The sequence below is a fragment of the Burkholderia sp. Ac-20344 genome (assembly GCF_017104975.1).
Classification (GTDB): domain Bacteria; phylum Pseudomonadota; class Gammaproteobacteria; order Burkholderiales; family Burkholderiaceae; genus Burkholderia.
The window spans coordinates 1-15,112 of record NZ_JAAGPP010000055.1 but is presented as its reverse complement, the minus strand read 5'-3'; the positions used below and the strand labels follow the sequence as shown (position 1 = coordinate 15,112).

The window sequence follows — 15,112 nt, the reverse complement described above, 5'->3', positions numbered from 1 at the left end:
AAGCATCGGCTTCAGCGCTCGACACCGTCGGGTTTGCAACCTGAATCAACAACTGCAATCCATAACATTGAATGCGTGACTCCAACAATCTTCGCGATAACTCGTTCAGGGCACCAGTTCCATCCGGTTGCCCGTCACGACCAGCCTGACGGGATCCGTCTTTTTCCACTGCGACTTCGGAATCGTCAGTTGCCACTCGGCACCGCCGTTATCACGAAAGAACCCTGCAATACCAACGATTTGCGCGTCATCCGTCAATGGCGCAGAAAGCCTCACGGTGGCGCCAGGCGCAAGCGTGGCCTCCTGACTGCCGAGCAGATCGGCACTCAGTAGCGCTTTGTCGTCATCGAGCAACTGGACGTAAGCTGCGTTCTCGAAAACCTTCGCGTCCTTTAACTGGTAGACGCGCATCACAACCGGTAGCGACTGTCCTTGCTCGTTCTCGTTGAGTGCGGAACGGCTTTCGATCACGAGATTCATCTGCTTGATCTTCGCGATGAAAATCGCTCGCGTCATGTCGGCAGTCGTGTCCTTCACCGCTTGCCACGTGCCGCAGCCAGACAACAACGCGACCGCCATCGCAGCAGCACTCGCCAGTCGAACGCTTCGCATCATCCGATTTGCTCGCAGCGTCACAACCAATCTCCCGTTTTGATCGTGCATGGATAGCGCCGGATCGGACCGCCCACACCTTCATACAGAGCGAGCCGCACCGCAAAATGGACACTCGCGTAGCGGCCTACGAAGCGGCTGAGTACGTCACCGAACAACGCGACGTCACCCGGCCCGGCAAAACCCGCCGGCTCGATACCCACGTTCACATTCACGATGCGGTCGACACGCGCACCTGCCAGTTCCGTTTCCTCGTCGAGCCAGACGTAATGAATCGCCTCGATACGTCTCCGGTTATCGTCTCGTCGCGTCCAGTCGTACAACGACAGTGCGCCGCGCAACACATTCGCGTCCATCAGGTTCAGCTCGGTTGTGCCGGCACCATTGAAGTGAGAAATCACCTGCCAGTGATAGTCCCCGCCGCGCGGGGGATACAGCGGCATCGTCGGGGCGGTCAGATTGCGCACGCGTTCGACACCGTTGAAAGTCGAAGCAGGCGTGGCAATCATCGATTCACGCAGCGCCATACGCGGCAAGCGCCCGTTGTTCGCCAACACCCGAACTGTTACGTGCCCGTCCGGCAGGCCACCGGGTTCGTCCCAGAGATGCCCGCCTAACGTCACGACCATCTCGCGCCGGCCCGTCACGCCCTGCCGAACCAATGAGTGGTAGTACCGATCCGGCGACTCGTGTCGGATCATCCCGCCCCGGTGCCGGAATTCCTTGATCGATTGATAGGTGTATTGCCTGGCGGTGCGTGGATCGTTTGCCACTACCGACATTACGTCGTAGGGCTCGACGTGCTCGCCCGCTGACGCCGGGGCGCACACCGGATAGTCACGGTCGTGTACGTTGGGCCGGATTGCCTGCGCATCCAGTTCGAACAGATTGATCACCGGCGTGCAGAATAGCCGGATGTTGTCCGCGCCGAACGTGACGTCACCAGGTATCCGATCCCGGATCACGATATCGAATTCAAGACGCGTTTCGCCCGGTAGCACACTGGCCGCGTCGAAACCGCACAAGTCGACGAAGTGGAACTTCTCGGGGAACGTGAAATATTCGAGCATCGTCTGCTCGCGGTCGAGATTGGCGTCGCGCACATCGAGATCGATCGGCCACAGTCGCGCCTGCGTGCCAAAGCCGGCCGCCTCGATAGACATCGCCGCCCGTGGTTGCAGCTGGCCGTCGAGTATGCGCGGCATGCGCACGCCGATCGACTCGACCTGGCGCGTGAAAACGCCGTACAGCGCCGATGCAATCGGTCGGTCGCCATGCAGGTATAGCCGGATACGCGACAGGTCGTCCAGCAAGCGCTGCTCGCGGTGCAGCAGGTCAAACGCGAGCCGGATCACCGTACGACCGTCCTCGCGCATGCGCGCGCCCGCGTCGCGCACGGTGAGCGGAAGCAGACGTATCGCCTGAGTGGTTCGATAAACACATATCGTCCCATCCGGTCCGACCGGTGTCGAACGTACCTGCAACCCCGGCGGCAACGTATCGAGAATCCGCGCCTCGCCGGTGCGTGGCGTGCACTCGAGGATGGCCAGCGACGGAATCGTGCGGCCTGCATGTGGCCATAGGTGATCGACCAGCGGATCGGTGATTTCCGGCAGCGCGTCGTCGAGCTTCATTCGCAGCCGGCTCATGAGGAACGCGAAACCCTCGTAAGTCTGCTCCACACTGTCGTGTCGCGCGCCAGGCATCGACATCCCCACACGGCGCGCGACATGCGGCTGGGATTTCGCAAATTCCCTCCCCGTTTCGCGCAGGTAACGCATCTCCGCATCGAAGTAGCGCAGGTACGGATCGTCGTCCGTACCGAAACCGCCCCCTTCAGGCATCGTCGGTTCGTTTTTTTCTTCACTCATGGTTGGAGATCCGGTGGCAGCGGTGGCAGGAGCGACATCTTCGAAGCGGCGCTCGCCTTGCCGACGACGAAAATTCGATCAGGCATGCGGAACCCACGTAGTTTCAGCAGGTCGACCGGCCCTGCACCGATCTGCGTGCGCAACACGTACGACAGCGGCTCATCGTTCCCGGCATTCCACGTGAGCCGATAACGCGTGCTATCGAGCGGCTTGATGTCGGCCTTGCTCAGCAGCCGCAGGAACGCCCAATCGCCAGTCGAATCGAACGCCTGCTGCAGGCCCGCATTGAGCGTTTGCCATGTGAGCCGCGCGTGCCCGTTCAGGCCATTGCCGGGCCACGCCAGTGGCGTCCAGCGCTCCTGCTGATTGAAATAGACGATCTGCTTGCCGTCGATCGACAGTTCCGAACGCGTCACTTGCGGTGTCGGCAGCGCCATCATTTCGAATTTCCCACCCGCATCGCCTTGCAGGTAGAGTTGCGCGCCAACCGCCGACAGCTGCCTGATGGCGCTCAGGAATGTCGGGTCGAACTGCAATGCCTGCGGTGCCAGCTCATTTGGCGCCCAACGGTCGCCCTCGGGTTTCATTACACCGGCCAGCTGTGTCGTGACAAAACGCGAAATCAACCCTGTATCGGGTCGCACATAGCGTCCAAGTTCCGCGAAGGACGCATCGGCCTGCGTATCGAAGAATGGATAGCGGCCGTTCATCGCCGCGTTGAACGGCGCGGCAACACTGGCTCGCCACGCGTCATTCAGGCTCGCTGCGGCCGGTTGCAGGATCGTCTGCCATGCGGACTCGAGCGGCTGCGCAAACATCGCATTGCCGAACCCCGCCCACGCCGCACCCAGGCTCGCGGCCGTGAGCGCCGCGTCATCGCGCGCCTGGGACAATTCCGACAACTTGCCTTGGAACACTGCCTGCGCGAGCGTGCGCGCCATTGCCTGCGCGTCAGGACTGCTCGCGATCTGTTGCAGCTTCAGCCGCATCATCGTGACCGCCGTCAGGTAACGCGACAGGCTCACGCCGCTTAGCGCGATGTTGGCTGGTGTGTTGCCCTTCCCATTTGCAGCGGCAGGTGACGCGTTCGTGTCGCCTGTCAGCACCAGCAGTGGCCCAAACGGCTTGTCGAGCGGGTAGACGACGGTCGATGCGTCCTCGTCGGTCCCGATCAGATTCTGCGCCTTTCTAACCAGCGTATCGGCTAGCGCCTGCGACGGCCGCCCCGCCTGCGCTTGATATTGCACGGATTTCATCAATGCGATCAACGGCGAAGTCTGTGCATCCGCCAGTCGAGAAAGCTGTTCTATCGCGCCACTGAGATTGGACGTCGGTTGCCACTGCATACTGTTGAGCATGCGCTGCCATGCGGCCGTGTACTCGCCGAAATAGCGTGCCGTCAATCGCTGCTTCAGTTCCTCGCCTGCACGTTTCTCGTCCACGATCGTCCTGGTCTGGATCGCACCGTGCGCGAGCGGGTTACCGGTTGTCTGCTGCGGCTGTTTGCCAGTCAGCACCCAATCGCTGCTGAGCTGGCGCTCGCCGGCAGCCTTGTCGATCGCCGTGGCGATCATGCCGTCCCACGCCGCACGCGTATAGATTCCGGGCACGGCCTGCGACGCCACGAACATCCCTCGCGCATCGGCGCCATTCAGGAGCGTTTCAAGCGACACGTCGGCATATTTGTTCTTGACGTCGTCGAGAATGCGCTGGTACACCGTGTCGTCAGCCGACGCGAGTCCTATCTGCGTGACCAGCATGTTGCGAGTCGCTGTCACGAGTTGATCGTCCGTCTCAATTCGCCAATTGGGATGCGCGTTCAGGTGATCGGCGTAAAACTCTGCGAGCCGTCGGCCGGTATCGTCACGCTCACCCAGCGGCATCTCCACGGGACGCGGCCAGAGGGCTACGAGCAAGCGCTTCAGAAACGCCGAATCTGCCCGCGACGGGTCGCCGAGCATCAGGTAGGTCTTGAGCGCGTTGTAGGTACTGCCCCTCGTGTCCTGCGATTGAAGGCTGTCGGCTCGCGCCTGATCCGCAGCCTGCAGCAGCTTGCCGATCGTTTGCACGACAGGCGTCTGCAGGTTGCGCGTCGCCGCTACCTGATACGGTTGCCAGAGACCGTCAAGGATATCGTCATTACGCGACAAACCCGCCCGCAGGTACCACGGTACGCCATGCTGCTGCCGGTATTCGAGCGTTTCCATCACCCTTTGCAGCGCCAGTTGCGCGCGCCACGCGGCGGCCGTTTGCGGCCGCGCATCGACCGCCGCACTCGCTGCTGCCTGCGCATCTCGCATGAGCCGCTCGTTGGCAATGAACGACACGGACATCCATGCGCACCACGCGATGGTCGCAACGATCAAGCACATCGCCAGCGCGTTCGGCCAGTAGAATCCCACTCGCCGGCCAATACGCCTCCGACTGGCGATTGCGTGCCATGCTGGCAGCAGAGCGGCCGGTTGCGGCGGGAGATCGATCGGGACGTTCGGAACTGTCGCGCTCCCGTCCACGGTGACCGGCACTGGCGTCGGCATTGCCGCCGTTGTCGCAAATACGGGTGCGAACATCACGCCCGCCAGCGGTGTTCGCAGCCAGGGTGAACCAAGGAGCGTTTGCCAGCTGGCGACGATATCTTCGTGCTGCTTCCCGATGTATTGTGAGATTTCGGCTAGGCAGGTGATACGTGTGGGTGCTGTACACAGACGAACGCCTGCATCCGCCGTCCCACGCTCGATCTCGGCAAGCTGATCGCGTAATGCCCGCGCCGGCTGCCCACCCTTGTACGCCAGCCCGGGAAATGCACCGATCGCCTCGAACGTTTCGGGTCGATCGCCGTGCGCGGGCACTGCGTGCAGGAGCGTGACAGGCGCGGCGCAGCCGATGTCGGTCACAAGCGCGGCGAGTGCGCGCGGCAGTTCGGTATCGCGATCGTCCGAATGCGTAACCTGCACAATGCTGTCGACCGGCCGCCGGCCCCGCAGCTTACGGATTTGTCGGCGCCATGTGCCAGCCTCGATGCCGTCCGGTGCCACGTGCACGAGAATCGCGTTGCCGACCGGTATCGCGCCCGCTCGCTTCAGGCCCGGCGCGACCTGATCGATCAATGTATCCGCGCCGCTCACCATCAGCCACGGTGATCGGTATCGCCAGAGCCTGCCCCGCGAGGCGCGTAGTTCCTCGGCCACGCGTTGCAGACGGGCATCGAATTTCAACGGCTTCTGCGCCTTCGTCGCGTCGCCGATATCCCTGCGAAACGTCTGTCCGGCAATGGTGTATGCACCGATAAAAAACAAGCAGAGATGTACGGCGACGAAGACGATCAGCGCGATGACGATGACGATCACTACTTGCATACGTGCTACACCTGGCGCGAGATCGAACAGGTCGCCCCGGCTCCATACGAGGCCAATTGCGCACGCCGCGACAATCAGCGCGGAGACAACCACGCCCCAGAGTGCGAGGCGTCCGGAGGGCGCAGACGCTGCAGCGGGTGCTGCGTCAAGCGATCGCAAGGTCAGTTTCGGATCGGTCATGCTGAGCGTGTCCAGGCAATGAAGAATCCTTCCCGCGTGGACCGGGAAGCACATGAATGACGGCGGACTGCACGCCATCGATGATCAGTTGTGGCGCATCCGCAGCACCACATTCGGTAGCGGCTGCGACGGACAGCCATCCGCTCGCACTACCAAAATCGCCCACGATGTAGGCGAGGTCACATTGGGCCTCGCTGTTCGCAAGCGCCTCCAGGTTCGCGATCCGCAGCCCCTGATTGCAACGCTTGACGGCACGTGTGACCCAGGCACGCGTCACGGCAGTGACGTCTGACCTGCCCCAGATCACGGCATTCGCGAAACCGTATTCGATTTCGTCGGCGTTGCCTTCGACGGGGCGATGCAGGGTCGCCATCGCGTGTACACCTTCGGGTAGAGCGTAGAAGCCGGCGTCGAGCAGCACCGCGACGCATCCCTCCGTGCTGCCGGTCGGCGGTCGTTCTTCGTGCCAAGCCATTGCGATCACGAGCAGCGGGCATGCGTCGCGGGCATCGAGCCACGCGTCCGCCAGCAGCAACCCGTGCGAAGCGGGTGTGGGTAGCACAGTGAGAGGCGGAAGACCAACCAATCGCAGCGCGTCGCGCACCTCCTCCTCACGCAACGCTTCTTCGCCGGGCTCAGCCAGTACGCGCACTTTCGGCCAGTAGGCGGCTTCGTAGTGCGTGAGCGCGTGCAGGCTCGCAGCGAGCGGTTCGAGCGCTTCGGCGATCCTGAGTGTGAGCGGGGTAACGGGTCGCTTTGGAGGTGTATCCGCTACGGTATCGCTCTCCTCTGTCGGGTCGGCTTCCTCGGCCTCGTCGGCTTCCTCGGATAGTTCCAACGGGTCGTCAAAGCGGCAGTGCTCAACGACACCCGCGCCCAGACGAGGCTGCTGCTGTCGCGGCAAACGCACCCCCGCATCGATCGCCTGTGCAAGCGTCTGGTCGTTCAAGGGCAAGCAATAGCCGACGCCCAGCACCCGAAGCGGCTGCTGCGCGACACGGATGCGCTCCGCCAGCCATCGGTCGCGATGGAGGTTGCGGTGGTATGCGCGGTACCACATTGCCTCATAGCGAGCGCGCTCGATCGCGAACAGAAAGCCGAAAAGTCCGCTCGGGATACCGACAACGCAGAACCAGAACCATGGGCCGGCCGCCCGCTCACCCTTTGGCCAAATTAGCAGAGTGGTCACCGCTCCGAGCACCGCGCACGCCGACCAGACGCAGAACCACCACGGCCAGAAGCGCGGGCGGCTCGGATAGGCGTTCGGGAGCCCCGCGTGAGAGAGGTCGACGGGCATTATTCGAAGTGGACGTTCGGCAGCGACGAGATCAACTGGCAACCACATGCGCAGCGATGGCCGTCCAGCGCGAACGGCTTGTTGTCGCGATCAGGAAACTTGTCGGCACCTTCGTCGATGAAGGTTGGGCCATGCAGATTGCAAGTCGCCTCGTCGCCCTTGCGGGCAAGCGATTTGCCCATGAATATCGTCCAGGACGAGCCACCGGTGACTTCGCCACCGTGTTCGAGTTTGTCGCCTTGTCGGATGGGGGATTTCATAACCACCTCAAAGTCAGTTGCCAAGCTTACATTTCCGCCTTTAAAACCGCGGCTCCGAAATTGGGTCATACGATTTTATTTTTATATTCCCTATATCTACGAAACCAAACTCAAAACGACTAGAAACAAATATTTTTTTACCAGAACCAATTGCAACCTCATATATCCCACCACCATACGCCCCCCTAAAAATCATACGCAAGCTTGGATTTAAATCATAAACAGAAGCAAATTGAGCCCGAGGATCACGAAGATCTATCTTATTCGGTATTCCATAAACAACCAAACTTCTTCCATCCAACGAAAATACGCCTCCATTAATATGATGATTGATTTTAACCGCCCCAATCATCCTACCGTCCCGCTTAACTAGCAAAGCTGACCGGCCGAAAATTTGCGCCGAATACCTCCTATCGCAAGATATAACCATATTCGCACGCGCATCCGACATGAAAATTATCAAAGGAAAAATAAATGCAACACACCTCCTCATACCTTACCCCCAAGACCCAATACACTCTTCGCGTTTTCGCCCAACGCAATGACCGACCATTCATGTCACATGGATCGGCAGATCCTTCTTAAAACAAATCATTCCATTTCTGATTTTCAGTCAAAATTCGACACCACCCTATTATGAGATGACCGCATGCGACCAACAGATGATATGGGCACCAACCTCATGCTACCGGCCAATCTTTATGGACTCAATAATCGCATTAATCGCCGCCCACCCTACTCACCGCCTTTTCCACGACCTTCCCGCCAGGCGTAGGTGACCCATTCAATAATTGCAGAGACAAATAAAACAGGATCTGCACTGGGGTTTTTCACCGAAAATAGTACAGCAGCGTATTCGTCAGACATGGAAGCTATAGTCTCCTGCAACATATACAAAATCATCACCAGACAACAAAGAGATTTGCCATGCATCTTCCAGAGAAAGGCCCTTATATCCAAAATAGCCGTTATACTCAAAAACATTATCAGCAGGATTTTTATAAAATCATATGAAGGCAGTTACACTTAGTCCATCTACATCCACGCATACAGAGCCATCCGAATTGAGCCGCCTGTTTTTATAATCCAGCAAGTAGGCCCAAATCTCGTATCAAATGCTCCCCGTGCATACAAAGCGAGCGCAACCCAAGAGAGACCGATAAAAAACACAGGCACGTTATAAAAATTTCACAGAAGACTCATCAGCCACAAAGGAAACCACCAACACCCAATAAAATCACCTTTCCCAATTGAACAACTCAGCGCACTTTTTGTCGTCGATTTCAACCGACCTTCCCCTCCTTATTTCAATAACGTCAATTTTTGATCCCACCTCACACTGACGCCAATCCAATGATACATATCTCCCATCAAGCGATATAACAGGAAACATATTTGAAGATGCCTCCCCTTTCAGCTTAGATTTGCTTACGGTAGCCCTATAGAAACCCGGGATTTTCACCAAATTCCTATCGCTCCCGAGCCTCCCAACAACCGCCAAAAAACTCATAGGAGAGACAGCAACCGGTATCATTGACGCATAAATGCCCGCTTTAAGATTTACGTCTGACAAGAAGCTCACATGTGGAGCAGCACGTCTCGCATGAATCGGCGTATTAGCTGCACAATGATTTAGCTCATCGACAGGAACGTAATCGGTGCCAGACATGATAACTACCTCACCATCCGAACTCAGTGTTGCGCCAATGGGTTCTTTGTCAATTAAGCAATAAAATTCGCCAGCAGTCGTCCGTCCGGAGAAAACAAAATACCCGGAAGCACCCGCGGCACCAATAGGCTGACAGTAGCTCAGAGTTGATGCGGCTACCAGACCAATTAATATGAACTGATTTACTTTCAAAGAAGAACCTTCTTGATCATGCGAGTATACTTGACTCGATCGCCAATCCCGCCGTCCCCTCCATTAATTCCCATAGTGATATCCACTATCACTTTCTTCTCTCTCGCGAGTTCTGCCGCCGTCTTCGCGAGACAAAAATCATCCCGGTCAATAGCGCGGAGAACCTTCGACCTGAGACAGGTTATATACCAAGCCCCCGAATCCAAGCAATTTTCCGGCTCAGTGGCAACAATCTGAGGATTTTCAATGTGAGCAGGGATTTTTTTCATTAACGCTCGGTTTTTCAACCTATATTGAGGATCATTCCACCACGAGGCGGAAAAATTCGTTTGTGCAATCCATCCCCGATACAACCAATAGTCAGAATAATTGCTTCGGAATGTAAGCTGCTTAAACCCGCGGCCACGGAATTTTTGAGCATCCTCGCTATCACAGTTCCCAAATCTCCAGCTATACGACGATGCTATGAAGCCGCCTTTTGAACTATATTTGGTCAATCTGAAATACGGATCGTCTTCAGAGGAAATTTCACCATACCAGTGCCCAAGATCTTTTTCAGATTTTTCTGAAATTTGATTTATGCGCTCTCCGTAAACTGCGACCTCAGTCACTTTACCAACCATACTCGTCTCTTGCATGCCACAGAGAAATTTTGATTCCACTGCGCCCTGGCCTAGGAAATGGGATTGTTTCAGATTGCTCGTCAATCCATATTTTCTAAGCGAGAAGTTCAAAGGTTTTCTATATTTTTCCCGGATAGCACTCGCGTTACCAGACATGTGACTGTTTGAGTAAATTAACGCGAACTCATCTTTACTGAACCATGCGGATTTTCGGAAATGCCGAATAAACTCGAGCGGATGGAAAAACCACAGCGCCTGCCCCGCCGGAAGCCCCGTTTTGTCCCAAAACTGAACGTCCTTCAGATACTTCATGAAATCGTTGTAGCCCTTGTCATTACCGTGATAGAAACCGCCCTCGTCAAGCAGCCTCGCATAGCGCTCCTCGTTGTTTGTACTGTCCCATTCGCTCGGCGCGTTGCAGACGAACCCGCGTAGCTGTTGCCGTACCTGGGTGTTGCTTTTTACATAGGCCCAGAGCACTCTCGCCTTGTGAATTTCCGGCGTTTCACCCGTCACCGCTGCTACCTCGTGCGGAGTGGCATCGTCTAGTATTTCCCTCAGCGCATCCACATCACACATTCCGTCACTATCGAACGGCGTATTACCCTCAGTGATTTTTTGCCAGCCCATCAATGACAGGAAGTCCGCATCGGAGAACTTTTGGATACTTGAATCATTAATGTCGATGTAGCCCACCTTGTCTGCCGCCCAATTGACCTGCATCCACGTCGCGCGCGCGTCTGCCGCCAATGTTTGAGACGGAGACAGGATGCAACCGAAACGCAGCAGTTCGTATCCGTCGCTCGGACATGACGAATAAAGCGCCGTCGCACGCTTGTACAGGTCGTATTCGTAGTCCTTTTCCTCGACGGGTTGCGGCGTGAGCAGCGTGCGGGTACCGTCTTGCGCAACGCTCCATACCTTGGTGTATTTCGAGCCGAGGGTGAAGTAGGTTTCAACCAGCAACGGCAACGTGTTCGAGCCCTCTTGACCCGGCCTGAATTCAATCCCGTGCAGTTTGTTTCGAGCATCGGCCTTCTCAGGCAAACGACGAAAGTCGCTGCCTGCCGGAATGATGAAATACGCGTGCCCCCACCAGTCCGTTCCATTCGGCGGGGTCGGCACGCTCCTACCCAGTTGCGTGCTCCCGAAATAAGTGTCGAAATCCGCCGGCAACATGAAGATTTCTAAATGCAAATGCGGCATACCCTCATATTGCCCACACCACCCCAGTACATCTTTGCGACGAACCTTCTTGCCCTCCCCCGAGACCGCCTGCGTCACCTGCCCCTTGCTCACCGGGCCAGTCGGCATGCGCAGGAATTCCGGCATCGCCTCTGCGTTCGCCCCGTGCTCCTGATACTCCGCCAGCGGCAACAGATGCATATAAAGCGAATAGAAGGTCAGCGTACGACCTTCACCCGTCTCGGTCGTATGCTTGAGCAACACAAATCCCGTATGGCTCTTGCCGCTGTCAACGGCATGCTGGCAGACGCGATAGGCAACGACTTCCCCGTCGGCAATCGCGTACACCTCGCCCTTCGTATCGGACTGAAGATGCATGCCACAATGCCAGCGCCGATCGTGGGCGATCGGATAGATGCCGTGATCGCCTTCGAACTGGTCTACCGCATCCATCATCGGATCGGGGTTCGTCCCGGTCGGGGCCGCGAAACCGGCTTTGGGCAGAAATGGCGGGCTGATAATCATGATCGTTACCGTGTATGGCTGTATTTGTCGCTGGGCTGGTAGTCGCTCACCGGCAGTTGCGGCAAGCTGATGGACGTATTGCGCGGCCCTTCGAACGTGAACGAGGCAGCCCTGATACGAAACTCGCCCGGACAGTTGAATACGACATTGCCGTTCTCGATGGTCATTGACGCGCCGCCGCTGGCCACCATCGCCCCGGTCTTGGCGCTCACGAGCACATTCGCGCTGGCGCTCGACACATGCAATTGCTCGTCGGCGAAGAGATCCATCGAAGCGCGTTGCGCCTGCAACTCGATTTTCCCTTTCGAAAAAATCTTGATGCCGAGCTTGTGCGCGCACAGCGAGATCAGGTCACCCGCCACCATGCGCAGCCGCCTGACGACACTCACGTCCAGGTCCTGACCTGCGGTGACGATCACGTTCTCTCCCGCTGAGTGCTGCACCGATTTCGGTGTCACGAATGCCATCCCGCCGGGGGCACTCGCAAGCAACCCCGCGTCGCGGAGCTGATTCAGGCTGTCCAACAGCGCCGCCTGCGTCGCACGGTCCGCAGGATCGGCCTTGACCTGCGTCGCCGCGGCCGCAAGGTCCGTTACACGCTGCAATGCAGACTTGAGTTGCGCGACAGCGGCGGGCATATCAAGGTGCGGCTGCCCGGACCCGCCTGGTGCATCTGCCGAGACGAACAACCCCTTCGGCGCATGCACCGTGCCCCAGTCCTGCGTGGTCAGCTCGAAGCCCTCGCCGCGCTTGTTCTTCTCACTATCGACAAGACAACCCATGTTGAGCGACGACTGCCCGAACACCGTCGCTAGGCGGATGCCTTCGCGGTCTTTCAGATCCTCGAAGCGCAGCTTGTTGCCGAGCAGCGGGGAGCGGAACACGGCTCGGCTGTACCATCCCTCTTTGCCATGCACGAGGTCCCGATGCGCATAGTCATGCAGGGCCCCAGCGATAAGCAGGCGATCGCAATTTCCTTGAGTCGCGACGACGCGTACTTCCGACCGCGGCAGCAGAGGGATGTGCAGGCCGCCGCGATACGACGCAGACGTACGCAGCAGGCGCAACGGCATGCTGTTCGTGCCGCGCTTGCCGCTATGCCGGGTGAACAGGAGCCTGACGCGATAGCGGCCGTATTCATCCATCCACGCGTACGGTTCGTCGTCGCCGGACTCGACCACACCGATCAGCATGCCGGTGACCCATCGCCAGTGCTTTTCAGGAACATATTCCGGCCGATAGGTCTGGTGCGCGGGAATCGCTTCGAAGGTGTTGATCACCGACTGGCTACGGCTGCCGGTCGTGACGAGCTTCGTGATCACCATCCCGTGCGGCGCCTCCGGCACCACGTCATTGGTAATCCTCACCACCATGCCGGGCGTCATGCCAATGACGTTACTCGTGCCCGAGAGGCGCATCTGCCGCGTGAGCAGTTCGTCACGCCGCGCGTCGGCCAGCGCCTGGCCTTCTTCGACCGAATGGAAATGCTCGATGCTGCGGTTCACGCTCCCGTACACCGAGCGGTCGTCGTGGGCCACGACCGCTTCGACCTGTAGCGGATCGTCGGGAATGCGGTAGTTGTGATCCCATTCGCGCACCTTCTGCGGCACCAGCGCGCGCGTGGCTTCCAGCGTCAGAATCGCCTCGTGCCAGCTCACCAGGCCGGAATGCGGCAGCAATGGCACCTCGAGCGCTCGCATATAGCCGCGCGGCGTATTGCCGAACACCAACGTGTCGCGTTGCGGGCCGTCCTCCTTCCTGGCCTGCTTGAAGTAGTAATAGACCCCCGCACGCCGGCAATGCCGGTCGATAAAGTTCGCGACCGTCTCCTCGTACATCACGGTTTGTTCCAGCTTCCCGTCGAGCCCCTCCAGCTCGAACTCGACATCGAAGGATTGGAACACACTGCGATCGACGATCACGTCGGCCAGCAGTTCGTGCAACGACCGGTCCAGAAATACGGCCGAATCGTGCACCTCTTCAAGCAGCGAGAAACGCGGCTTCACGTGCAATTGATAGGTCGCCTCGTCGCGAGACGCCTTGACTCGAGTCCATTGCGTGACAACGCCGTGCACGGTACGCGCCGCATGCCGAACCGGAGCGATCATCCCCCGCCATCGACGGCACGGACGCGTGTTCCTCGATCGTGAAAATCGCCGGCCGACCGACGATCGCCGCACCGTCGATCCGTTTGTCCTTCGACGTCACGGTGATGTCCGCGAGGAATCGCGTATTCATTTCCTCGGTCAGGACGAACGACAAAACGGAAATCGGCGCATCCAGCGTCGCGATCTCCAGATGCAGCGGTTGGGTAACGACCGAACCGCGGTGTTTCAGCACATCCTGAATGGTTGGCATGGCTGCTGTTGAACGAGAGGTTGTACACCGGCACGTTCGTCCACTCATGCATTCGGGGACGCGGTGCCACTACGCTCTCGCCAGTGAAGCATAGGCTCATGGAAATGAACACACACTGCCCGGACCTGATAAGCCGTTATCTTTTTTGATATGCTCAAAGCAACGCCCCGCATTTGATTAAATTCATTTTTATTTTTATCGCACCGGAGTATCTCGACACCGCCTCTCTCAAGACGCCGATAGAGCAGAATCCTTGGATGAAGCACCTGGCCCGCACGCCGCAAACCTTAGATGGGCGCGGCGGCCACCCTCCAGTGCCATTCCTCATCGTGGGAAATCAATCTTTCTAAAATTCGAGTTAATGATCGCTCGATAAACACTCAATAAATCGCCCTCTAAATCCGCGCATCCCCATACGAAATCGATCGACTAGCTCCGGAAACAATCGAATCGAACAATGTATAAAATTGTCACGCGATAGTCGCGATTCGATCTTGCTACTTGGGATATGGCTAATCGGGGCAGTCTGACCGGCAGTGCGGTCAGAGAATGGCGTGACATGGTGTTGCACCCATGCCGGAATGACGCTCGGATTCGTCGCCGATCTGGTGATCGCTCTTCGGTGGATTGGCCGGAACCGTCACGGCCTGACTCGTCGGTAAGGCTGCCGGCTATGCAGCAGGCTCCGACGTAGGTGCGACATCGATGACGGATGGATGTCGCACCACACGAATCAACTTCCAGACTTCACGACTCGACATCCTCGAGACTGAACACCTCGGTCTTGTCGTTATACGAGAACACCTCCCCGTAACGCCCCCAGTCGATCACCGCATCGAGCGTCTCCTCGGCCGCTTCGTCGGACAGGAAATCCTCCAGCTCCTGCTCGAAGCGCACCCGCGGCGCACGATGGCCCGGGCGCTCGTTCAGCACCTTCTTGATCCGCGCGGCGAGCGGCACGTGCTTCAGCAGATGATCCGCGAA

The 15,112-nt window shown here is 58.1% G+C and carries 10 protein-coding genes and 1 pseudogene; all 11 read right to left on the bottom strand.

Annotated features, from left to right (window positions below):
- Nucleotides 1–105: 105 nt before the first annotated feature.
- The gene (gene tssJ / locus G3N64_RS18745; RefSeq protein WP_241021084.1) at nt 106–663 is read right to left on the bottom strand and encodes a type VI secretion system lipoprotein TssJ; all 558 of its coding nucleotides are present in this window, start codon (nt 661–663) and stop codon (nt 106–108) included.
- The gene (gene tssF / locus G3N64_RS18740) at nt 633–2,483 is read right to left on the bottom strand and encodes a type VI secretion system baseplate subunit TssF (protein ID WP_205785269.1); all 1,851 of its coding nucleotides are present in this window, start codon (nt 2,481–2,483) and stop codon (nt 633–635) included. Before tssF ends, tssJ begins: the two co-directional genes overlap by 31 nt.
- Nucleotides 2,480–6,019: an ImcF-related family protein gene (locus tag G3N64_RS18735; protein ID WP_205785268.1), complete on the bottom strand. Its 3,540-nt coding sequence runs from the start codon at nt 6,017–6,019 to the stop codon at nt 2,480–2,482. The genes tssF and G3N64_RS18735 overlap by 4 nt, the downstream gene beginning before the upstream one ends.
- Nucleotides 5,985–7,316, bottom strand: a complete 1,332-nt coding sequence (locus G3N64_RS18730; protein ID WP_205785267.1) for a hypothetical protein — start codon at nt 7,314–7,316, stop codon at nt 5,985–5,987. Before G3N64_RS18730 ends, G3N64_RS18735 begins: the two co-directional genes overlap by 35 nt.
- Nucleotides 7,316–7,576 (bottom strand): PAAR domain-containing protein, encoded by a 261-nt coding sequence (locus G3N64_RS18725; RefSeq protein WP_205785266.1) that lies wholly within the window; start codon nt 7,574–7,576, stop codon nt 7,316–7,318. The genes G3N64_RS18730 and G3N64_RS18725 overlap by 1 nt, the downstream gene beginning before the upstream one ends.
- A gap of 40 nt (nt 7,577–7,616) precedes the next feature.
- The gene (locus G3N64_RS18720; protein ID WP_205785265.1) at nt 7,617–7,928 is read right to left on the bottom strand and encodes a hypothetical protein; all 312 of its coding nucleotides are present in this window, start codon (nt 7,926–7,928) and stop codon (nt 7,617–7,619) included.
- Nucleotides 7,929–8,311: 383 nt separating this feature from the next.
- On the bottom strand, nt 8,312–8,443 hold the full coding sequence (locus G3N64_RS40235; protein WP_277399120.1) for a hypothetical protein: 132 nt from the start codon (nt 8,441–8,443) through the stop codon (nt 8,312–8,314).
- Nucleotides 8,444–8,813: 370 nt separating this feature from the next.
- Entirely contained in the window at nt 8,814–9,437 is a 624-nt protein-coding gene (locus G3N64_RS18715; protein WP_205785264.1) for a hypothetical protein, read from the bottom strand.
- Nucleotides 9,434–11,770: a M23 family metallopeptidase gene (locus tag G3N64_RS18710; RefSeq protein ID WP_205785263.1), complete on the bottom strand. Its 2,337-nt coding sequence runs from the start codon at nt 11,768–11,770 to the stop codon at nt 9,434–9,436. The genes G3N64_RS18715 and G3N64_RS18710 overlap by 4 nt, the downstream gene beginning before the upstream one ends.
- A gap of 5 nt (nt 11,771–11,775) precedes the next feature.
- Nucleotides 11,776–14,128 (bottom strand): annotated as a pseudogene (locus G3N64_RS18705) (type VI secretion system tip protein VgrG).
- A 747-nt stretch (nt 14,129–14,875) separates the two neighbouring features.
- A partial coding sequence (locus G3N64_RS18700; protein ID WP_204495783.1) for an AAA-associated domain-containing protein occupies nt 14,876–15,112 on the bottom strand: 237 nt, incomplete at its 5' end.

Coding starts and splice junctions, on each gene's coding strand:
- G3N64_RS18720 (WP_205785265.1), bottom strand. CDS start 7,928: ATGATTGGGGCGGTTAAAATCAATCATCATATTAATGGAGGCGTATTT.
- G3N64_RS18725 (WP_205785266.1), bottom strand. CDS start 7,576: ATGAAATCCCCCATCCGACAAGGCGACAAACTCGAACACGGTGGCGAA.
- G3N64_RS18730 (WP_205785267.1), bottom strand. CDS start 7,316: ATGCCCGTCGACCTCTCTCACGCGGGGCTCCCGAACGCCTATCCGAGC.
- G3N64_RS18735 (WP_205785268.1), bottom strand. CDS start 6,019: ATGACCGATCCGAAACTGACCTTGCGATCGCTTGACGCAGCACCCGCT.
- tssJ (WP_241021084.1), bottom strand. CDS start 663: ATGCACGATCAAAACGGGAGATTGGTTGTGACGCTGCGAGCAAATCGG.
- tssF (WP_205785269.1), bottom strand. CDS start 2,483: ATGAGTGAAGAAAAAAACGAACCGACGATGCCTGAAGGGGGCGGTTTC.
- G3N64_RS18710 (WP_205785263.1), bottom strand. CDS start 11,770: ATGATTATCAGCCCGCCATTTCTGCCCAAAGCCGGTTTCGCGGCCCCG.
- G3N64_RS40235 (WP_277399120.1), bottom strand. CDS start 8,443: ATGTCTGACGAATACGCTGCTGTACTATTTTCGGTGAAAAACCCCAGT.